At 71.4% G+C, this 19471-nt stretch carries 18 protein-coding genes and 3 pseudogenes; 7 read left to right on the forward strand and 14 right to left on the reverse strand.

Annotation, left to right across the window (positions count from 1 at the left end; translation table 11 throughout):
* The first annotated feature begins 18 nt into the window (after window positions 1-18).
* Window positions 19-1275, forward strand: a complete 1257-nt coding sequence (locus ACFWJB_RS24665; protein ID WP_386924899.1) for a hypothetical protein — start codon at window positions 19-21, stop codon at window positions 1273-1275.
* 908 nt (window positions 1276-2183) lie between these two features.
* On the opposite strand, the gene ACFWJB_RS24670 is transcribed toward ACFWJB_RS24665, so the two are convergent.
* Both ACFWJB_RS24670 and ACFWJB_RS24675 read right to left on the reverse strand, forming a co-directional pair.
* On the reverse strand, window positions 2184-2375 hold the full coding sequence (locus tag ACFWJB_RS24670; protein ID WP_383146720.1) for a hypothetical protein: 192 nt from the start codon (window positions 2373-2375) through the stop codon (window positions 2184-2186).
* A 146-nt stretch (window positions 2376-2521) separates the two neighbouring features.
* Window positions 2522-2767: pseudogene (locus ACFWJB_RS24675) on the reverse strand (GAF domain-containing protein); the annotation flags it as partial.
* Window positions 2768-2919: 152 nt separating this feature from the next.
* Here ACFWJB_RS24675 and ACFWJB_RS24680 point away from each other — a divergent pair.
* Complete coding sequence (locus ACFWJB_RS24680; RefSeq protein WP_383146718.1) at window positions 2920-3315, forward strand: MerR family transcriptional regulator; 396 nt, start codon at window positions 2920-2922, stop codon at window positions 3313-3315.
* Window positions 3316-3369: 54 nt separating this feature from the next.
* Window positions 3370-4344 carry an NADP-dependent oxidoreductase gene (locus ACFWJB_RS24685; RefSeq protein ID WP_386924902.1) on the forward strand — a complete coding sequence of 325 codons (975 nt, stop codon included), beginning with the start codon at window positions 3370-3372 and terminating at the stop codon, window positions 4342-4344.
* Between the two features lie 506 nt (window positions 4345-4850).
* Here the strand turns inward: ACFWJB_RS24685 and ACFWJB_RS24690 are convergent.
* A complete protein-coding gene (locus ACFWJB_RS24690; RefSeq protein WP_386924904.1) occupies window positions 4851-5744 on the reverse strand; it encodes a LysR family transcriptional regulator in 894 nt (297 codons plus the stop codon).
* 102 nt (window positions 5745-5846) lie between these two features.
* Between ACFWJB_RS24690 and ACFWJB_RS24695 the strand changes: the two genes are divergently transcribed.
* Window positions 5847-6935, forward strand: a complete 1089-nt coding sequence (locus ACFWJB_RS24695) for an alcohol dehydrogenase catalytic domain-containing protein (protein WP_386924906.1) — start codon at window positions 5847-5849, stop codon at window positions 6933-6935.
* Window positions 6936-7284: 349 nt separating this feature from the next.
* Here the strand turns inward: ACFWJB_RS24695 and ACFWJB_RS24700 are convergent, their stop codons facing one another.
* Window positions 7285-7479, reverse strand: coding sequence for a hypothetical protein (locus ACFWJB_RS24700; protein ID WP_386924908.1), 195 nt, complete (start codon window positions 7477-7479; stop codon window positions 7285-7287).
* A 965-nt stretch (window positions 7480-8444) separates the two neighbouring features.
* Between ACFWJB_RS24700 and ACFWJB_RS24705 the strand changes: the two genes are divergently transcribed.
* The gene (locus ACFWJB_RS24705) at window positions 8445-9305 is read left to right on the forward strand and encodes an alpha/beta fold hydrolase (protein WP_386924910.1); all 861 of its coding nucleotides are present in this window, start codon (window positions 8445-8447) and stop codon (window positions 9303-9305) included.
* A gap of 226 nt (window positions 9306-9531) precedes the next feature.
* Here ACFWJB_RS24705 and ACFWJB_RS24710 read toward each other — a convergent pair whose 3' ends face one another.
* The 6 genes from ACFWJB_RS24710 to ACFWJB_RS24735 all read right to left on the reverse strand — a co-directional run bounded on the left by ACFWJB_RS24710 (window position 9532) and on the right by ACFWJB_RS24735 (window position 15124).
* Complete coding sequence (locus ACFWJB_RS24710) at window positions 9532-10020, reverse strand: hypothetical protein (RefSeq protein ID WP_385471184.1); 489 nt, start codon at window positions 10018-10020, stop codon at window positions 9532-9534.
* 4 nt (window positions 10021-10024) lie between these two features.
* Complete coding sequence (locus tag ACFWJB_RS24715; RefSeq protein WP_386924912.1) at window positions 10025-11164, reverse strand: hypothetical protein; 1140 nt, start codon at window positions 11162-11164, stop codon at window positions 10025-10027.
* A complete protein-coding gene (locus ACFWJB_RS24720; protein ID WP_386924914.1) occupies window positions 11164-11727 on the reverse strand; it encodes a hypothetical protein in 564 nt (187 codons plus the stop codon). Before ACFWJB_RS24720 ends, ACFWJB_RS24715 begins: the two co-directional genes overlap by 1 nt.
* Window positions 11728-12074: 347 nt before the next feature.
* On the reverse strand, window positions 12075-13697 hold the full coding sequence (locus tag ACFWJB_RS24725) for a carbohydrate binding domain-containing protein (RefSeq protein ID WP_386924916.1): 1623 nt from the start codon (window positions 13695-13697) through the stop codon (window positions 12075-12077).
* 137 nt (window positions 13698-13834) lie between these two features.
* Entirely contained in the window at window positions 13835-14572 is a 738-nt protein-coding gene (locus ACFWJB_RS24730; RefSeq protein ID WP_386924918.1) for a lytic polysaccharide monooxygenase, read from the reverse strand.
* A 243-nt stretch (window positions 14573-14815) separates the two neighbouring features.
* On the reverse strand, window positions 14816-15124 hold the full coding sequence (locus ACFWJB_RS24735) for a hypothetical protein (RefSeq protein WP_386924920.1): 309 nt from the start codon (window positions 15122-15124) through the stop codon (window positions 14816-14818).
* A gap of 203 nt (window positions 15125-15327) precedes the next feature.
* Between ACFWJB_RS24735 and ACFWJB_RS24740 the strand changes: the two genes are divergently transcribed.
* On the forward strand, window positions 15328-15960 hold the full coding sequence (locus ACFWJB_RS24740) for an ATP-binding protein (RefSeq protein ID WP_386924922.1): 633 nt from the start codon (window positions 15328-15330) through the stop codon (window positions 15958-15960).
* Window positions 15961-16325: 365 nt separating this feature from the next.
* Here ACFWJB_RS24740 and ACFWJB_RS24745 read toward each other — a convergent pair.
* Window positions 16326-16961: pseudogene (locus tag ACFWJB_RS24745) on the reverse strand (sensor histidine kinase); the annotation flags it as partial.
* On the opposite strand from ACFWJB_RS24745, the pseudogene ACFWJB_RS24750 reads away from it, so the two are divergent.
* Window positions 16958-17422: pseudogene (locus ACFWJB_RS24750) on the forward strand (FAD:protein FMN transferase); the annotation flags it as partial. The pseudogenes ACFWJB_RS24745 and ACFWJB_RS24750 sit on opposite strands and share 4 nt — an antisense overlap.
* 32 nt (window positions 17423-17454) lie before the next feature.
* Here ACFWJB_RS24750 and ACFWJB_RS24755 read toward each other — a convergent pair.
* From ACFWJB_RS24755 to ACFWJB_RS24765, 3 genes are all read right to left on the reverse strand, one after another.
* A complete protein-coding gene (locus ACFWJB_RS24755) occupies window positions 17455-17679 on the reverse strand; it encodes a hypothetical protein (RefSeq protein WP_385470616.1) in 225 nt (74 codons plus the stop codon).
* A 380-nt stretch (window positions 17680-18059) separates the two neighbouring features.
* Window positions 18060-18548, reverse strand: coding sequence for a hypothetical protein (locus ACFWJB_RS24760; RefSeq protein ID WP_386924924.1), 489 nt, complete (start codon window positions 18546-18548; stop codon window positions 18060-18062).
* Between the two features lie 290 nt (window positions 18549-18838).
* Window positions 18839-19468 (reverse strand): hypothetical protein, encoded by a 630-nt coding sequence (locus ACFWJB_RS24765; protein ID WP_385470622.1) that lies wholly within the window; start codon window positions 19466-19468, stop codon window positions 18839-18841.
* Between the last annotated feature and the right edge of the window lie 3 nt (window positions 19469-19471).

A 19471-nucleotide genomic window follows, 5' to 3' on the forward strand; every position in this document is an offset into this window, starting at 1 on the left:
GCTGAATTCGTGGCAGTGATGCGGCAGTTACGCCGCTGGGCGGACGTGAGCTACCGGCAGCTGGAACGCAACGCCACCGATGCCGGCGACGTCCTGCCCCGCGCGACGATCTCGGCCGCCCTCGGCCGTGACGACCTGCCCCGCGAGGAACTCCTGGCCGCCTACGTGCGAGCCTGCGGCGGCGACGACGAAACGGTGGCCGCCTGGCTCGAGGCCCGCCGGCGCCTGTCGATGACCGACCCCATGGCACCACCGCCCGTTCCCGAGGGCGCGCCCGCCACCGCCGCTGCCCAGGACGACGAGGACACCCCCCAGGAGACACCGCGGGACCTCGCGGCCCATGCCCACGAGGACCAAGGCGCCCCGGACACCGGCGACGGCGACCAGCCCGCCGAAGAAACCGGCTCCTGTGACGCGACACCCGCGTCCCACCCGGCGGAGCAAGCAGACCCTCACCCGGCCGGGAACCCGGCCCGTGCCACGCCCGCCCCGTCGGTGTGGCGGCGCCACAACCCTCAGGTCGCGATCGCCGCCTGCGCCGTCGCCGGGGTGCTGGCACTGACGTTCTGGCCACACGACAACCACTCCGACGGCAACCGCGCGGACCGTGCGCCCACCGGCGTTCCCTCCTCGGGCACCACGACCAGCGCGCCCACCAGCGACCGGCCCTCGGCAACCGCGCCCGGCACGGGAGGGGAGACGAAGGACCCCGGCCCCTCCCCCACCACCGAGCCTGTCCCCCCGCCTGCCGACCCGCCGGCCGGGCAGGAAGAAACGACGCCGAGCACCGACCCCACCCACGCGCGCACAGCGACAACCGCCCGGATGCCGGCCTCCGGAGCGGCCCGCATCCATCCCGCCTCCGCACCCTCCCGCTGCCTCACCGAAGGCCGCGAACGCAACGGGCGCACCGACCCGATCGCCGTCCAGCGCTCCTGCGCCGACTCCCCCCTGCCCCGCGTCACACTCGAAAAGCTGAGCCAGGACGTCTACCGCATCCGCTGGTACCACCCCGATCCCGACAAGGGCCTGGGATGCCTCACCGTCGACGACGCCTCCACCTCTCCCGGCGCCCTCCTCGTCCCGTGGGACAACTGCCAGGCAAACGACAGCCAGAAATTCCGCCTGGAGGCCTCCACCGGCGGCTTCCGGCTCCGGCCGCTCCACAGCGGCCTGTGCATCGGGTTCCTCCCCCCGGTCGCCGACGGCGCCGAAGCCATACAGACCGCCTGCACCGGAGACTCCGACCAGGCATTCACCATCACCACAGCCTGACTCACGGCTCGCATCGACTGAACGCGACGCCGGCTGGCCCAAGCTACATGGCCGGCGCCCCCCTGCCCGCGTAGGTGTTCGGCGAGGGCGCACAGGGCGGCTCCGGGCTCGGTGGGCGGAGTCTCGGTGAGGCGGACGTTCCCGCCTCGTGTCCGTGTCCGCCCCCTCGTGCGATGATCCCCGGCCATGGGGAGACGAGCATGGGGGAAGACGGCCGTCGGCGTGGTCCTGGACTGTGTCGGCCATCAGCGGCTGCGAGGACACTGGGCCCGGGCTCAAGGGGCCGCATGGCGAGAAGACGGTGAGCGTCACCGACGCGGCCGCGGCGTTTCAAGATGCGGTCGTGGACAAGCGGGCGTGGGGCAACGCCAATCGGCATGAGTGGATACAGCCAGGCAGCCAGCGCAACGAGACAGTGGGATGCCATGTGTGGGTCACCGAGGATCTACGGCGTACCGCGTAGGCCAGCGGTTACGTACGCGCCGCGCCGCCGCGCCCACCCGTCGAGGACGACGACGCGTAGCCCGCCCTCATTGCTTGATGAGGCCGACTACAGCAATCACCAGCCCAATGACGCCCGCAACCTCCGCAGCAATGGTCAGGAACGGCCGCCCCTCTGGCCGCGTCTGAGGTTGTCCACTAGCAGACCGCGCTGACCGCGACGGAAGGCCCCGGCGTCGGAGCGCGCTTCGTCCTCGGAGCGCCATCACAAGCAGCACCACCAAGCTGACGCCAATAAGCACATAGGAGTCAGGCAGCTGTACGCCGAATACGTGCGTGGTGCCTTCCATCATGCGGGCCCTTCATACACGTCGGATCGTCCACACAACGCCATTCACACCCACCGAAACTCATAGCCGGACACCAGACATGAATGATCCTGCATGATTCCGGCCGTTGAGGACGCGTTACCGACCAAAGGCCCGCACCTTGATCCAGCCCCGGCGGCTCAGCTGGTACTTCTGGGCCAGGCCTTTCACGACGACGCCCTCGATGCCGGCCGCGCCCCACGCCGGATCCAGCCAGTCCTCGGCGGTCGCCCGGTCGGTGGTGGCCGGGCACAGGACGAACGGCGCGGCAAGCACCCCCTCGGCGAACAACGCCTCCAGCCGGGCCCTCCGCGCCCGGTACGGCTCGTCCAGCAGCGGGCCGTCAGCAGTGTCGAGGGCACAGGCCCGGGCCCGCCGAAGTCGACACGGCCCTCCGTAGCGACGACCAGCTCCCCGTCGAGGACCAGCGGCTCGCCCAGGGACCCGCCGGCAGCGGTGATCTCGGTGAAGGCCCCAGGCTTTCGGGAATACAGGTCCAGGGCACCGAGTTCCTCATCGTCGATGTAGAGCAGGTAGCCCATCGTGCTGCCCACGCCCAGCTCATGCGCCCGGGGCGCGTAGGGGGGCCAGCGGGGCTGCTCCTGGGTGAAGTCCGCGATGCGGTAGGTCCGCTCCCCCGTCTTCAGGCGGGCAGCGTCGAAACACGGCCCCTCCCCCAGCTGTCGGCGTACCGGGAAAAGTGCTCAGGCGTGTACAGACGAGCGTGCTCAGTCGTGGGACCGGGAGGGCAGCCCTGCGGCCGTGGGGGTGTCCGCGAGCGTCCATGACTCGTCGGCGGTCTGGACCTGGAGCGCGCGGGCGTAGGCTCTGAAGGATGCGGATCGGTGAGTTGTCCAGGCGCACGGGCGTGAGTCCGCGCTCGTTGCGGTACTACGAAGAGCAGGGCCTGCTCGCCAGCTCACGCTCCGACGCGGGGCAGCGTCACTATTCCGATGGCGCGGTCCAGCGCGTGTCGCTCATCCGCCAGCTGTTCGACGCCGGTATGTCCAGCAGGGTGATCGTGACTGTGCTGCCGTGTGTGGACGTCCCGGGTGACGTGGGCGTTGCCGAGGAGACGTTCACGGCGATGATGCGCGAGCGCGACCGGATCGACGCCGGCATCGCGCACCTGATCGAGACCCGGGATGCACTCGACGTGCTGATCAGGGCAAACAGCCGACACCGGGCGGAGCTGTCCACGGCCCCGGAATCGGTGGCGCAGTCGGCCTGATGCTGTGATCTGCGTCTCAGCCGGTTGCCTCTCACATCAATGTCAGAGGTGAGGATGGCGACAACGCCCGGAATCACCGGGGCGGTTGTACGAGAGGCGGTGAAGATGGGGCAGGCGTGGGGTTTCGGCAGGTATGGCGGGCCCGAGGTGCAGGAGTTCTTCGATCGTCCCGATCCTGTTCCCGGTCGCGGCGAGGTGCTGATCCGGGTCGAGGTCGCCGGTGTGAATCCCCTCGACCACCTTCTGCGCTCGGGTCTGGTCGACGGGCTCGACGGCGGGCGTCCGTTTCCCCGTGTGCTGGGCATGGAGGCAGCCGGAACCGTTCTCGCCCGGGGCGAGGACGCCAGCGGGCTCGAGGTGGGTGACGCGGTCTTCGGCTTCGCACTCACCGGTGGCGGCACCTACGCCGAGACGACGGTGCTGTCCGCGCCGAACACCGCGCGCATCCCGCAGGGCCTGTCCGCGATCGTGGCGGCAACGCTGCCAGTGGCCGGGACGACCGCGGTGGACGTGCTCGACCAGCTCGGCCTCCCTGCCGGTGCCACGGTCCTGGTCAACGGAGTCGGGGGCGGGGTCGGCCTAGCCGTCGCCCGGCTGGCTATCGGGCGCGAGCTGCGTGTGATCGGCACCGGGAGTACCGCCAAACGCGAGCATGCCGAGGCCATCGGGGTGCAGTTCATCGACTACACCGCCGAGGATGTCGCCGCCGCGGTACGCGAGCTGGTTCCGGACGGCTTCGACGGGATCGTCGATCTGGCCGGAGGCACCTCGTTGCGGACGGTCGCTCCGCTGGCCCAGGATCCCCGCAACGTCATCGCTGTGGGTGATATGTCTGTGCCTGATCTCGGTGGGCGTTTCGTCGAGCGTCGCGTCGACCGCGAGAACCTGGAGCGGTCGGCCCGGCTGGCCCTCGACGGACTCCTCGCACCCGTCATCACCGCGGTCCATCCGCTCTCCGACGCCCCGGCCGCCCTCGCCACCGTGGAGAACGGTCATGCCTCGGGCAAGGTTGTCATCAAGGTGGGATGAGAGGTGCCCGGCCGCTGACACTGCCGGCCGTCGCTCGCCCGTCCGCCGCACCTCACGGTAGGTGTCGTACGGCAGGCGTCGTGGTCATCCGCAGCCGCCGTTCTGTGCCGGGCGTTCGATCTCACGATCAGTGGGGCGGCTGGAGCGCTCTCTGAGGTGAATCGGCCCCGGGGGGTTCAGTGGGCGGACAGCCCGAAGAGGGCCAGTCGGTGCGCGATCCCACGGGGCGTCCACGGCCTGGCGCTGCTTCAGCGTCGGCCGTCGGCGTGCCGGTGCTCGTCCCGCTGGGGGGGGCGTCCGGTGCCGCGCCTGGGCGGCGACCGCTCTGCCGTGGGCAGGGCCCGCGCCGGGAGCCGCCGCCATCGCGGGCCCTCCCCCGGCGCCGATGAGCAGCCCTACGGCCGGCACGGCGCACACACCAGTCATCCTCGCGTTCCGTCTCCGCTTGTTCACGTGGTGCGCGCTCGGCGGGCTACGGCACCGAATCTGACGGTCGGCGGCACGTATCAGGTGCTCGAAACAATCGCCCGGGCGACGGCCGTGAGTGCCGGGGTGGGGCGGCCGGGGAGTCGCGCCGTGAGAACCCGTCGGATCTCGGGGGGTGCGCCTTCGACGTGCAGCAGGCTCACCCCGGGCGGTAGGACCGGCGAGAGCCGCGAGGGCACCGTTGTCACTCCGAAGCCACCGGCGACCAGCTGTAGCTTCGTCAGCCAGTCGCGCGCGCAGTGGACGATGTCCGGCCGTCCGGGCAGACCGGGCCAGACGCCGAGCAGGGGCTCGGCGTGCGACGCCGGGGCGGCGATCCACGGGGCGTCGATCAGTTCGTCAATGTGCACCGCGCTACGGCCGGCGAACTCTCCGGTCGTTGCCACCGCCACGACCAGTTCCGTGTCTGTGACGGTTTCGACGTGCAGGCGCGGTGACTCGCCGTCCAAAGACCGGTGGGGCGGCCGGGACGTCAGCACGGCGAGGTCGATCGAGCCTGCGCGCAGGGCCCGGATCAGGGAGGGCGTGGTGCCCTCGGTGGTGGTGACCGTGATCTGCGGGTCGGTCGCCGCGAGGCGGGCGAGTGCGGGAGGCAGGATGACCGCCCCCGCACTCAGGAACAGCCCGAGCCTGACCGGTTCGGGTCGCGAGGTACTGCCGGTGAGGTCGCGCTCGGCCGCCGTCAGACAGTCCAGCATCGTGCGGGCGTGGCGCAACAGAGTCAGACCGGCGGGGGTGAGCCGCACTCCGTCGGGACGACGTCCGAACAAGGCGGTGCCCGCGCTTCGTTCAAGAGAGGCCGCCTGCCGTGAGACCGCCGACTGGGTGTAGCCGAGCCGGGCGGCTGCTGCGGTGAAGCTGCCGGACTCGGCGATCTGCCGCAGGACCCGCAGGCCCGTACTGGAAACGTCCATGCGGAAAACGCATACCACACATGCTTGATCGTCGCTTCCTGCATGCCCGCCGCGTACCTAATGTCGGTCACGACGAACACGGACGGACACGGAGGTCATCACGTGCGAGCAGCAGTTCTGACACGGTTCGGGGTCCCGCTTACGGTGCAGGAGGTCCCCGAACCGAAGGCCGGCGGGGGCGAGGTGGTGGTCGAGGTCCTCGCCGCCGGCGTGGCGCCCTATGCGGCCGAGGTGTTCAGCGGCGAACGGAAATACCCCCTGGTACCTCCCGTCGTGCCCGGAATCGGCGGCGTGGGACGGGTCGTCCACGTGGGTCCGGACGCCACTCGGCTGCGCCCCGGGGATCTGGTGTGGTGCGACTCGACGGTGCGCGCGAGGGACGACGCCCTGACACCCGACATCACGCTCCAGGGCTGGAGTTCGCGCGGCGAGGGCGGCGCACGCCTGGCCCGTTACCTGCACGACGGGTCGTATGCCGAGCGCATGCGGGTCCCGACGGAGAACGTCTTCCCGCTCCCCGCAGCGGCGGGGGACGACCCGGCGCGCTGGGCCGCGCTCGGCATACACGTCATCCCTTACGGCGGGCTGCTGGCCGGCGGGCTCACAGCGGGCGAGACGCTGCTCGTCAGCGGGGCCACCGGCAACCTCGGCAGCAGCGCGGTCGCGGTCGCGCTCGCCATGGGGGCGGGCCGCGTGATCGCCCCGGGCCGCAACCGGGCCGCACTCGACCTCCTCGCCGACCGGTTCGGTCCGCGCGTGCGCCCGGTGTCCCTCACCGGGGACGAGACCGACGACCGCACCGCGATGTCCGCTGCGGCCGGCGGCCCGATCGACATGGTGATCGACCTGCTACCGCCGAGCGCACCCAGCTCGGCAGCGCGCACGGCGGCCATGACCGTGCGCGAGTACGGCCGCGTCGTCCTCATGGGCGGCGTCGGCATGCTCGGCGGCGACGACCTCGCACTCCCGTACCCATGGATCATGCGCAACTCGATCACCGTCCGCGGCCAGTGGATGTACCCGCGCGCAGCCAACGTCGGCATCATCCGGCTCCTCGCCTCAGGCGCCCTGGACCTCACCCCTGAACGGCTCCGGTCCTTCCGCCTCGACGACGTCAACTACGCCGTCGCGTACGCCGCCGCACACGGCGGCCCGTTCGACCGCACCACCCTCACCCCACCGGCTCGCTGACAAGACCGAGGGGCCTCGCCCCGCGATCGACGCCGTCCTGGAGGCGGACCTGACCGCTCCGCGGAAGCAGCGGCACACGGTCAAGCGGATCTGCGACCGGTTGCTGGACGAGTGCAACGCCGTCGGCATCTCATGTCGGACGGTTCGCGGTTACGTCACTGCCCGCCGTGAGGAGATCCGCCTGGAGGCCGGCAAGGGTGTGGCCGACGCGTTCGTCCCGCAGACCCCCAGGGCCCGGTGCCGAGGCCGAGGTCGAGGTCGACTCCCGCTTCTCTGGCTTCCGCCCGGCCGCGCGGGTCGTCGGCCGGGTCCTCGTTCCGGTGGTTCGGCTGGGCGGGAACCGGTGCGGTCAGCCCCAGATGGACAGGCGGCTGGCGTACGGCGTGACGTCACAGAAGTAGCTGACCGTCAGGCCGCGCGCCACGTAGTCCTTGCCGGCCGCGTCGCAGGCGGCGGCGGTCGGGTACATGCCGACGTAGACGAGGCCGGCGGCCTGGGCGGACGGGGCGAGCAGCAGGGAAGCCGCGGCAAGCAGTCCGGTCAAGCTCAGGGTCGAGATCGCTTTGCGCATGGGTGTGGTGCTGCCTTCCTGTTCCGGGGGCGAGCGTGCGGGCGTTCCGTTCGTGATGATCCGGCGCTTGGTGAGCAGCTTCCCGCACACCGACCCGGAGAGCAATGGTCCAGACCAAATCAGTCCTCAGGGGGCCGCCCCGATGGCGCCGGCGTCCATGCCCTGGCCTGACGGCGTCCAACGCGGCGGTCGATGCGAGCCGGGTCGGCCGGGTCGCGGAGGTGCGGCAGCGCGCGGCGTCCGGACGGCACCGCTGTCGGCGACGGCCCGCCAGGAGCTCGACGGCCTCCTCTACTTGGGCGACGACACCCACCCTTGGGCGGGACGCCGCTTTTCCGTCGGCTGGGGCACCCGCGAGGCCATGAACCGGAGCCGGCCGAGGGGTCGTAGCGGCCCAGCAGCAGCGTCGACGGCGCGGTCACCCGGCCCGTCACGACGGTGACCACGGGCCTCCGCGCCGGCCCGGGCCGACGCCTTGATCCAGCCCCGGCGGCCCGGCTGGTAGCGCTAGATGGCCTACCCGAAGACCGCCCTCTTCTGGCGGTCCTCCGCCACCGTCACCGACGTCTCGACGCGCACCCGAGCCGCCGATCGTCCAGGACAGTCGGTACCTCCCGGAGCCGTGCCTGTTCTCACCGGAGTAGGTCACCGAGTTTCCCAACCCTTTGAAGCTGGACAAGGAGCTTCGGGACCGGCTGGACGATATGAGCCGCTGGAAGACTTCCCCGTCTCGGCGGCCGGCGTCGGCCGCCTCGAACCGAGAAGTGAACGCCAGGTGAGGCGCTCCCGGTAGGCCCGCCTCGCAGGCTGCTGTGACCGAGCGCGATATCTGGCGCCTGAGCACGCTGGTTGGCGATGAACGGAGTGCCGGGGCTCATCACGGGCAGGTGGGACGGCGGGGTGGCGCCGGCCTGGCCCCGGAGCGGAAGGGTCGTCTCGTGTTCGAGGAGTTCGCCACCAGGACGGTGCGCACCAGTGAGGCGTCCGTCTTCGTTCGGTACGGGGGCGAGGGCCCGCCTCTCCTGTTGTTGCATGGCCACCCGCGCACGTCGGCGACCTGGCACCGGGTCGCGCCCGTCCTGGTGCGGCGGGGTTTCACCGTCGTCTGCCCCGACCTGCGCGGGTACGGGCGTTCCCGCGGCCCGGCGCCGGCGGCGGATCATGTTCCGCACTCCAAGCGCGCCGTGGCCAGGGACATGATCGAGGTCATGCAGACGCTCGGGCACCAGCGCTTCGGTCTCGTCGGCCACGACCGGGGGGTTGCCGTGGCGCTCCGCATGGTGCTGGACCACCCCTCGGCGGTGACCCGGGTGGCGTTTGTGGACGGTCTGCCCCTGAGCGAGCACCTGGCCCGTGCGGATGCCCGGTTCGCCACCGCGTGGTGGCACTGGTTCTTCTTCGCCCAGCCGGAGATCCCCGAACGCGTCATCAACGCCGACCCCGACGCCTGGTACCGCGGCGACCCCCATGCCATGGGGCGGGAGAACCACGACGAGTGGCGGGCCGCCACCCGCAATCCGGACGTCGTCCGTGCCATGCTGGAGGACTACCGCGCGGGGCTCACCGTGGACCGCCAACACGAGGAGGCGGACCGCGCCCGAGGCACGCGGATCGACTGTCCCGTCCTGGTCCTGTGGTCGCTGAGAGACGATCTGGAGGACCTGTACGGCGACCCGCGCGCCATTTGGCGCGACTGGGCCGACGACGTCCGGGGCCACGGCATCGACGCCGGCCACCATGTGGCCGAGGAGGCCCCCGGCCCGCTCTCCGCCAGCCTGGGCGACTTCTTCAACGGCTGACGCTGCCTTGCTCCGCCGCCGGAGAGGCCCCTTCCCGGCCGAGATCTTCGCCCGCCGGTAGCGCACGCATTTCTGCGTACACGTACGGGCTCGGCCACCGCGCCTCCAGCGGTCGCAGCGGACGTCATTTCACCCGCTCAAACCGCCGGCCCGGCGAACGTGTCCGGTCACAGCACCGAGGGTCCTGGGGGCGCTCACCGGCTGCCGCGCGGTGCGGTGCGGGGGGTCAGCTGCTCTGCCGCAGCCGGAAGGCGGGGCAGACGTCCGGGTCGTCGTCCGTGTAGAGGTAGGTGCGCCCGTCGCCGTCGGCGATCGACAGGGAGTCGAGGGTGTCCCCGTTCAGGAAGCGCTTCGGTGTGGTGAAGGACAGGGACATGTGCGCGAACTCGGTGGCCGAGGTTCCGCCTTGTACCACGGACCAGGTGCCGGACCCGTCGAAGGTCTCGCCGAGTTCGCTCCGGTACCAGTCACCGGTCGGCCAGTGGTGCACGGTGACCGTGCCGCTGCCCGGCTTGCTGCCGGACGCCTTCAGGGTGAGTGTCACGCCTTCCGCGTCGCCCTCGCCCCGGTAGGTGCCGGCGAGTTGCCCGGAGGTGGCGCCGACCGCCTGCTTCCCCATGCAGGCCTCGACGGCGGTGGGCGCCGAGGAACAGCCCGGCAGGCAGGTCAGCAGTGCCAGCACGGCGGCGGCCGCCGGCAGACGTACTCGGGACACCGGCTCACTTCTCCTTCGCCGGGATGCGTTCGGTCCAGACGACCTTCTGGTCCACGGACGAGAAGGCGCCCTCTTCGCGGTTGGCCTTCTCCAGCCAGTCGTAGTAGCCGATGTAGTGCAGGAACGACGCGTTGCTGGTGTTGTTCTTCAGGGTGTACTCGACGACCAGGGAGCCGTCGGGGTCCTGGCCCTTGACCGTGTAGTTGAGGTTGTAGGAGCCGGTGAACGCCTCGCCCAGGTGGTCCTCGTCGCCGGTGACGATCGCCGGCAGGTCGGTGGTGATGAGCTTCTTGAACGCGCCCAGCTTGCCGCTCTCCGAGATCGAGTACGCCACGCTGCCCTGCGGCTGGCCGGTGGAGTGCCACTGCTCCAGCGTGTCCAGCCGCAGTTGCTCCATGCTGTCGCTGGATCTGATCAGCTCGGTCATCTCGTCGCCGTAGTAGTAGTCGCGGTGCCGGGCGCCGTCGCCGGTCACCCAGTCCCAGCCCAGTGAGTACGGGTCGTCCGAACTGAGCCCCGGATAGGGGTTCTTTCCCTGGAGGGCGAGGTCCAGCGCGTTGTACGCGTCCTCGCTGATCTTCTTCGTGGAGTCGATGTCGGTGAGTCCCGGTTCTTTGTTGAACCACTGGCCCAGGCCGATGTCGGCCATCAGGCTGAAGGCGAGGTTGCGGTCGGCCGTGACACCGCGCTTGAGGATCTGGCCGATCTCCCGGTCCGCCGCCTCTATGGTCTTCTTCTCCTCGTCGGTCAGCTCGACCTTGCAGACGTTGCCGATGACGTCCGGGGACAGTGTCCCGTCCGTTTTGATGTGCAGGCCCTTCTCAGTGGCCCGGCGGGTGGCGTCCTTGAGGTCCTTCTGGGCGGACCTCAGATCACCCACGCCGTCCTCGACGACGCGCCGGGCCGCGTCCGCCACCTTCGCGGCGCTCTCCAGCTGGCGTTCGATGTCGTCGATCATCTTCCAGGCGTAGGGGGCGGCCGCCCCTTCCCAGTAGCCCTTGTCGCGCAGCGGCGTGAGGGCTTCGTCGTGCATGCGTTTGCCGAGGCCCTTGATGTCCCGGTGGATGCTCTCCCAGCGGTCCGCCAGGCCGTCCAGCGCCGACAGGTCCACGGCCAGCAGGGTGAGGTAGAAGGTCTCCGCCATCAGTAGTCCTCCAGCGCCGAGCGGAGCCGCACCTGGCCGACGGCCTGTTCCACGGCCATGTCGGCCCGGGTGTAGCTGCCGTCGCTGAGGCGCAGGCTCTCGGCGATGTGCGCGAGCCATGCCGTGACCGTGCCGGCCTGCCGCTCCCACTGCCGGTGGGCGAGCCGGACCGCCCGCGCCGATTCCAGACCCTCCAGCGCGCCCACCGCCTTCAGCGCGGGCTCCTCCAGCGACGCGGCCGGCTTGTAGAAGTGGTCGTAGATGTCGTCGATCTGGCCGGCGGCCTTCTTGAGGACTCCTGGTGCGATGTTCAGGTCGACCGGTCGTCCGCCGGAGGGCGGTGGGCGGAGGAGGCCGGGAGGGTCCGGGAGCAGCTGCGGCCGGTTCAGCGGGTCGGCGGTGCTGTCCGCGGGCGGCGCGGTGTAGTGGCCCTCCCAGCCGGGGAGGACCTTGTGCCGCTCGATCTCGTCCGGGGACAGCGGAAGCTTCGCCCCGTCGGGCTCCGGAAGCCGGTCGTCTCCTGTGGGTTTGCCGTCACTGCCTGCTGTTTTGCTTTCGCTCATGTGTGGTCCCCCGTTCGGTGTCGCCCCTCAGGTAATCATGGTGAAGGCCGGGTGATCACATCGCTCCGCCTTGCCGCGGTCGCGCACGGGCCGGGCCCCGCATCTGCGTCGGGGCCGGTTGCGGCGCGTCTTCTCGGTAGGGGCCCGCGCCGGGGGCTGCGGGCGCTCGTTGGGCGGCCCACCGGGGGCTGAGGGGCGTCGCTTGCGGCACTGGCAAGCGGGGCTGTCGTGGTCGCAGGCGGCACGGGACGCGGCCGTGGCGGTGGCCGGTTCGCCACGGTCGCGGGGCCGCGGGACCGCGCAGCCGCCGGGGCCACAGGACGGCTCGGCGGCTGCGCGGTCCCCCGTCAGCCGGTGAAGCCGGCCGTGATGGAGGTGAACTTCCACTCGGGCCGGTCGCGGTTGACGGCCCAGAAGGAGAGCCTGCCGATGTGGTGGGAGTTGGCCCAGTCGCGGATCTGTGTCCAGATCTGCGCGGTGGTGACCTCTCCCGTGTCACTGCCGTCGTTCATGCCGGAGATGCCCACGTGGGCGTAGGCCTGTGCCTCGGACCAGCCGAAGACCGACATGAGCTTGGTCTTCAGCCCTTCGGTGGCGCGTACCGTGCTGCCGTACATGTCGGCCTGGCCGCCGAAGTTGAACGGCATGATGGTGAAGTTGTCGATGTCCGCGCCCAGGGCCTGGGAGCGCTCGATGAGGCGGTTGCCCCAGGAGTTGGGGCCGGTATTGAGGGTGGGGAAGGTGAGGATCGTCCGCAGTCCCGGGTTGTTCTGCTTGACGATCTTCAGGGCGCCGAGGATGCGGTCCTGGACGGCCGGGTTCTCGAACTCGTCGGTGTTCTCGATGTCGATGTCGATCGCCTTGAGGCCGTAGGCGTCGATCACCTTCTGGTAGGCGCCGGCCAGTGCCTCGGTGGTGGAGCAGTTGGGGCCGAGTTTGTTCCCGCTCCAGCCGCCGATGGACGGGACGACGTCGCCGCCGGCCGCCCGGACGGCCCGGATGGTCGACTCGTCCACGCCGCCGGTGAGGGGGCGCTGGCTGTCCCAGGCGGGGTTGCACCCGTTCTGCGCGAGGACGAAGGCCATCGTGTACCACTTGATGCCGGTGGCGTTCATGACCTCGGTCGCGCTGGGCGGGTTGCCCCAGCCGAGGTAGAGGTACGGCGCGGCCTGGATGAAGCGGTCCCCGTCGTCGCCCTTCTCACCCGTCTTCGCGATGACGGCCGTGGATTCCGCGGACGTGTTGCCCGCGCGGTCCTTGGCCCGCACGGTGAAGCGGTACTCGGTGCTGGGCGTCAGGCCGGAGACGGTCGCGGTGGTGCCCGTCACCGAGGTGGCCAGGGTCCCGTCGCGGTAGACGTCGTAGCCGGTGACGCCGACGTTGTCGGTGGAGGCGTTCCAGGCGAGGGAGACGCTGGTCGCGGACGCCGCGGTGGTTCGCGGGGAGCCCGGGACGGAGGGGGCCTCGCGGTCGTCGGTGCCGCCGGGGCCGTCCAGGCTGATGTCGTCGGCGTAGTAGGTGCCCTGGCCGTACCAGCCGTGGAGGTAGACCTCTGCGGTGCGCTGGGAGGCGCCGGTGGTGAAGGTGACCTTCAGCTGCTTCCAGTCGGTTGCGGACGCGGTCCACGTGGACGTGCCGCCGCCGACGCCGACGCCGAGGTACACGTAGCTGCCGCGTACCCAGGCCGACAGGGTGTACTGGGTGTTCGGCTGGACGGTGACGGTCTGTGCGCACCGGGCGTTGTCGGCGGAAGTCACCGCGCCCGCCAGTGCCTTGGTGCCGCCGTGCACGGGGCTGGGGACGACCGATCCGGTACCGCCCGAGCAGGACCAGTCCTGGAGGTTGCCGGACTCGAAACCGGGGTTGGACAGGACGTTGGCGGCCTGCGCGGCGGTAGGGGTGGCCAGCGTGCCGGCACCGCCGAGCAGAGCGACGACGGTGCAGGCGAGCATTCTGTGTCGGACTCTCATGGCGAGGGGCTCCTGGGGGAAGGGGGGAGGACGCAGCCGGTGGAGTGGCGGTGCGGCGTGGCAGGGTGTGTGCCGAGGCCGGCGCGCGCCCGGGTGGGTGTGCGCCGGCCTCGGCCGTTCCGGGCGGCAGGGGGGTGTTAGCAGGCGCCGAGGTCTTCCCAGACGCCCCACTGGCCGGTGGTTCCGGGCTCCTCGCCCGTGACCCACCATTTGGCGCGCCAGTTGCGGTCGTTGTGCGAGACGGTCTCGCCGCCGTTGTAGACGGTGCCGGGGGCCCAGGGCGCCGCAGTGCAGTCGCCGGACTCGCCGCCGCCGTCTCCGCCGCCGGTACCGCCGCCGTCTCCGCCGCCCCCGCCGGGGCCGCCGATGTTGACGTCGATGCAGGCGTAGAAGGCGTTGGCGGTGTCCGCGATGTTCCAGACGGCGAGCACCTTCTGGCGGCCGGTGAAGCCGCCGAAGTTCACCTGGTGGCTGACCTCCACGGGGGGCAGGGCGCCCCGCCCGGGGAACTCGGCGATCTTCTGGTTGCCGATGAAGTACTGCCAGTTGGAGGTGGCGTGCCGTGCCTCGATGCGCCAGGTGAAGGTCTGGTTGGTGGCGACCGGCGAGACCCTCCAGGGCTTGCTGTCGTCATCCAGGTCGGCCCACCGGGCGTCGCCGCCGCTGCAGTTGCGCAGCCCCTTGGGGCCCTCGACGCTCGCGGGCTCCCATTTGATCTGGCCGCAGTTGACCACACGCGAGGCGCACTGGTCCTGCCTGCTGTTCGGTGAGACCACCCAGCCGTGGGCGTTCGCCGTACTGGCCGGGAGGCTGACGGCGACCAGCGGGGCGATCAGCGCCCCGACCGCGACGGCCACCCCTCTTTTCATGCTCATGACATTCCTATCCCTTCGGTCACGTCGAACCAGCCCGCCCCGGACCACGACGTTGCCGATCAGGCAACACCACGTAGGTCTAGACCTACGTGCGCAGGTCTAGACCTTAGCGCCACGGCAGGCAGCGTCAAGGGCGTCGGCAGGCCAAGTCGGGCGCCGGGAGGGCCGGTTCGGCACGGGGATCGGTGGCGGTCGCACCAGGTGACGTCAGGTGCTTCCTGGCGTCGGAACCGGACGGGAGACTCAGCCGGTGTGGCCGGGATGGCCCTGTGTCAGCAGGGTGTTCCAGGCCAGGGCGAAGACGGGGAAGCCGAGCTCGGCGAGGGCGAGACGAGCCGTCCTGACCTTCACGTCCGCAGCGCCGGTGGCCTCCTCGACCAGGTCGACCACGTAGTACAGGTGGGTACCGACAAGGCCGTACCAGCTCCGGTTGGGGTGCGGATGGGCGGAGTCGGCGGGTGTCAGGTGAGCGGCGGCAGCCCGGACCTTGTCTCCCGTGAGCCGGTGGGTTGCGTCACCGGAGGTGAAGGCCGTCTCCGTGGGGGTGGGCATGCCGGCTCCTGTCCTGGTCTGTGGCGAGTCGGAGGCGAGGATACTGGACGGCAGTGACGCTCTGTCCGCCTTCGATCACCTTTGCGGCATCGCTTGTCGACGAGGCGGCGTTCGCGGTTCGGGGGCTGACTGCCGCACGGCGGGTGATGTGGGCCGGGTGGTGCTGCGTTCTGCGACGGACCGGAATGCCGGATACTCGCGGGATGGACGGAGCGAGGGCCGGCTGGGTCAACACCACTCACGATTGGGCCCGTGACGTGGACCTGGTTCATCTCGCCCGGATCCGCCGGGCGCCGGAGCAGTTCGCTCCCGGTGGCCCGGGACACCTTGTCCTCGAAGCCGTTGCCTATGCCGCCGACGAGGCATCGAGTCGAGGGCAGGGCCGATGTCTGATCACTCTGCACGACGACGGCTCCGTGTCCGTCGCGGACGACGGACGAGGCACCGACACCCGCATCGATGATCACGGACGGGTCGTGAAGAAACCGGTCATGGCGTCGAAGGACCTGCGGTTCTTCGACGCCCCGGATGCCCAGCGCCTTCCGGACGGGCATCCGCGTCGCGGCATGTCCGTCGTGGCGGCGCTCAGCGAGTGGCTGATCCACACCAACCGGCGTCGCAACGGGGCCTGGAGCCAGCGCTATGAGCACGGCGTTCCGGTGACCGAGCCGATGCCCATCGAGGCCGACGCAACCACCGGGACGCTCGTCCGCTTTCTGCCGGCCGGCGCGCTTCGCCCGCCAGGGGCGTTGACCGTTGACGCCCTGACGCGGTGGACCGCGCACTGGTCCGACCTGGAGGTCCACGTCGACGACCGACGCGGCAGGGCGACATGATCTCGCTTCGTGCAGAGGCCCGGGAGAAGAGCGGCAGCGCGACGATCAGCGACGGGTTGGACGCCGGCGCTCCACGGTTGCGATACGGCCCTCGGGGCGGCGACCTTAACGGTGGCAAGCAGTATCCAGCGAGGGTGCGTCGACTGCGGACACCGTCCTCCACCGATTCCATGGCCGGACCCCAGTCCCTCGCCGAAGGCCGACGGCCGCTTCCTCTGGCAGCCGGGGACCGGCGAGCGCTACCGGCAGTCGCAGCCGCGGCTGTGGCTCGGGCCGGCCGAGCACCCGCCGGGGGTCTGGACGGCACTCTCGACCGGATGAGGACGCGCGGCGGGGGGTGATCTTGAAGGGTCATGGGCGGTGTCCGGGTCCGGGTACGGGAGGCGGACCGTGAAGCGGGTCGTGTCCTGGTCGCTCGTCACGGTCGCCGTGCCGCCGTGGGCGGCGGCGACGGCGACGACGATGGACAGGCCGAGGCCCGTGCCGCCGCCGTCGGCGCCGCGCGGGCCTTCGCCGTGGACGAATCGTTCGAAGAGGCCGCCGCGCAGCGCGGCCGGGATTCCCGGGCCGTTGTCGGTGACCGTCAGGTGGGCCGTGCCGTCGTCGCCCGGGGCGACGCCGACGGTGACGGTGGTGCCGGGAGGCGTGTGCAGCCGGGCATGGGACGTGAGGTTGGCCAGGAGCTGGTGCAGGCGGTGTTCGTCGCCGGGCACGAGGACCGGCTCCTCGGGCAGTTCCAGGAACCAGTGGTGCTCCGGGCCGGCGGCGCGTGCGTCGGTGACGGCGTCCAGGACGAGCCGTGCCAGGTCGACGGGTTCGCGCCGCAGGGGGCGGCCCGCGTCGAGGCGCGCGAGCAGGAGCAGGTCGTCGACCATGGCGCCCATGCGCGTGGACTCCGCGGCGATCCGCTCCAGCGCCCGGGTCACCTCCGGCGGCACGGGGCCGGGGTGCAGCAGTGCCAGTTCGGCGTGGCCGCGCACCGATGCCACAGGGGTGCGCAGTCTTCGACCCCAGTGGTCTGGTCAAGGGCTGGGCGGTGGAACGCGCGGCGCTCCTGCTGCGCGAGGCGGGTGGGGAGCACCTGTGTCTCAACGGCGGCGGTGACGTCCAGCTGCACGGCGGGCCGTGGCGCGTGGGGATCTCCCACCCGCTTCTGCCCGGCAGGTGCGCCGCGGTCGTCGAGTCCGCCGGCGGGCCTGTGGCCATCGCCACTTCCGGTCCCGCCGAGCGCGGCTGCCACCTCGTCGACCCGCACACCGGGGCGCCGCCCGCTGATGCCCTGGCCTCGCTGACCGTGACCTGCCCCTCTCTGGCGGAGGCCGACATGCTGGCGACGGCGGCGTACTGCATGGGGGCCGGGGCCCGGGATTGGCTTTCCTCGCTGCCCGGCGTCACCGCGTTCGCCGTGACGGCGGACGGGGGGACCTGGACGGCGCGGGGCCCGTCCGGGGCCGCGGCGTGAGCGGGGTGCCTGGTGGCGGCGGGAGGGAGGGGTCAGGCGGCTGCGAAGTCGTGGGCGGGGCTGTCGCGCCACTCCACCCACCGCGGATCGTCCAGGACGGCCCCGGGGTCGGCGATGCCGGCGCCTTCGAGGAACACGGCCAGGTCGTGGTCGCTGTAGGCGGTACCGAGGACCTCGTCCCCGCCATGACGGTGCACCGTGACCCTCCGGCCGCCCGAGAGGGAACGGCCGTGCACGACGATCGGCGCACTGCCCACCCCTCCAGCTTGCGCCCGCAGGCGGCCCTGCGGCGAGCCGGGTGACGGGTCCGGCCGGGCGCTGCGGCGTGATGCCCGGCGGCACGAGGGGGGGCCGGCCTGCCGTGGAGGCCTCGGGAGTGCCGCGGTCATGCCGCCAGGCGGGTGCCGCGGCGCCAGAGGGCACGGGTGTTGAGGGTGTCGCCGATGTCGCTGAGCGGGTCGCCGTCGACCAGCAGAAGGTCGGCGCGGAGTCCACGGGGCCGGCAGGATCCTGGCCGTCGGCTGCGTCGTGGCCGGCACGACCTTCCGGGCCGGCCGCCGCGGCCGGGACGACGCCCCGCACGAAGAGGCGGGCGGCCCCGCCCGCACGGAGGGCTGAGCGGCGGCAGGCGACGCCCCTACTCCCCCGTTTTCATCGACGGGCAGAAGGTGTCCTGCGTGAACCCGTAGAACGCATCCACCTGCGCCTGCGTGCCGCCCGTGCTCTTGTCGTCCTCCTTGTAGTAGTTCCACGTCCGCTCACCGGAGGCGACCGTCTCGCAGTGGTCCCCGATGACCGTGGCGAACAGCCTGGCGCTCTCGTCGCCCATCGGCGGGTCCGCGTAGTTGTTGGCCTCGGCGACGGCCGCCAGCCGCCTCACCATCGCGTCGGTGATGCCGTGTTCGTCCAGGTAGTCCTGCACGGAGGTGTCCTGGGACTCGACGGCGGGTTCGGGGGCGGCCGGTTCCTCCGTCAGCGGTTCGGTGACCTCGTCCGGGCGGCTGGTGGAAGCAGGTTCGGCATCGCTGCCGCACGCGGTGAGGAGAAGCAGGGCGGCGGCGAGGCCGGCTACGGCGTACTGGGCGATGCCGGCCGGGACGAGGCGGAGCTTGACGTTGCCTGACATGCGCTCAAGGTAGCGAGTCGGGCCGGTCGCCGAGAGCCGGGGGGCAAGGCCGGGGTGCCGGACGTTCAGCGCGGTCGGGGGCGGTGTGCACCGGGGGGCGGTTGCCGGTATGATTGATCTTGCAAGGCGGGCCGCTGCGGCGGCCGTCCGCTGTGCGTTGGTCGTCTAAGGAAGGACGCCCCGCTTCCTGCGGGGAAATGCAGGTGCAAGGCCTGCCCGGCGCTCCATCAGGTCCCGTCCCCCGATGCGGGGGGCGGGACCTTTCTGTCTGCCGGGTTCGTCTTCCGGGTTCAGCAGGCGCCGGTGAGTTCCTCGAGTTGGTCGGCGAGCCGGTGGTCGGGGTGGTGGAAGGGGGCGCCGGCCAGTTCCTCCTCGACCCTGAGGCGTTCGACGGCCTCGCGCAGCGCCAGGGCCGGGTGCGGCAGGCGGCGGGCGGGCCAGGCGGCGGCGGGGGCGAGGGGGATGGCGTCGTCGAGGTGGAGGGCCTGGTGGGCCCAGTGGTCGGCGTCGCGCAGTTCACCGCGCAGCAGGTGGTGCAGGTGCAGGCAGTAGGCGGCGGTGGCGTTGTCGGCGCCGGCGGCGAACTGCCACCACCACAGGGCGCTGTCGGGTTCCTGGGCGAGGCTCAGCAGGCAGCCGAAGTACAGGGCGCCGTCGGCGTCGTAGGGGACGTCGGCGATGCGGGCGAGGTGTCCGGCGGCGTCGGTGCGGCGGATGAGTTCGCTGGAGAGCGCGGTCAGGGCCGACCGCGCCTCGTCGAGAGCGGTGGGGTAGTAGCCCTCGGGGGCCGGGCGGGCGCCGAACATGAGGGTGGCGGTGACGTCGCGGACGATCTCCTGGCGCAGGGTGTCGAGGTCGGCGTCGGTGACCGTGTCCGCGAGGGCGGTCCGATCGAGGTGGTCGTCGATGCTGCGTGGCACGGT

This window comes from Streptomyces sp. NPDC127100 (genome assembly GCF_042724095.1).
In the GTDB taxonomy this organism is placed as follows: domain Bacteria; phylum Actinomycetota; class Actinomycetes; order Streptomycetales; family Streptomycetaceae; genus Streptomyces.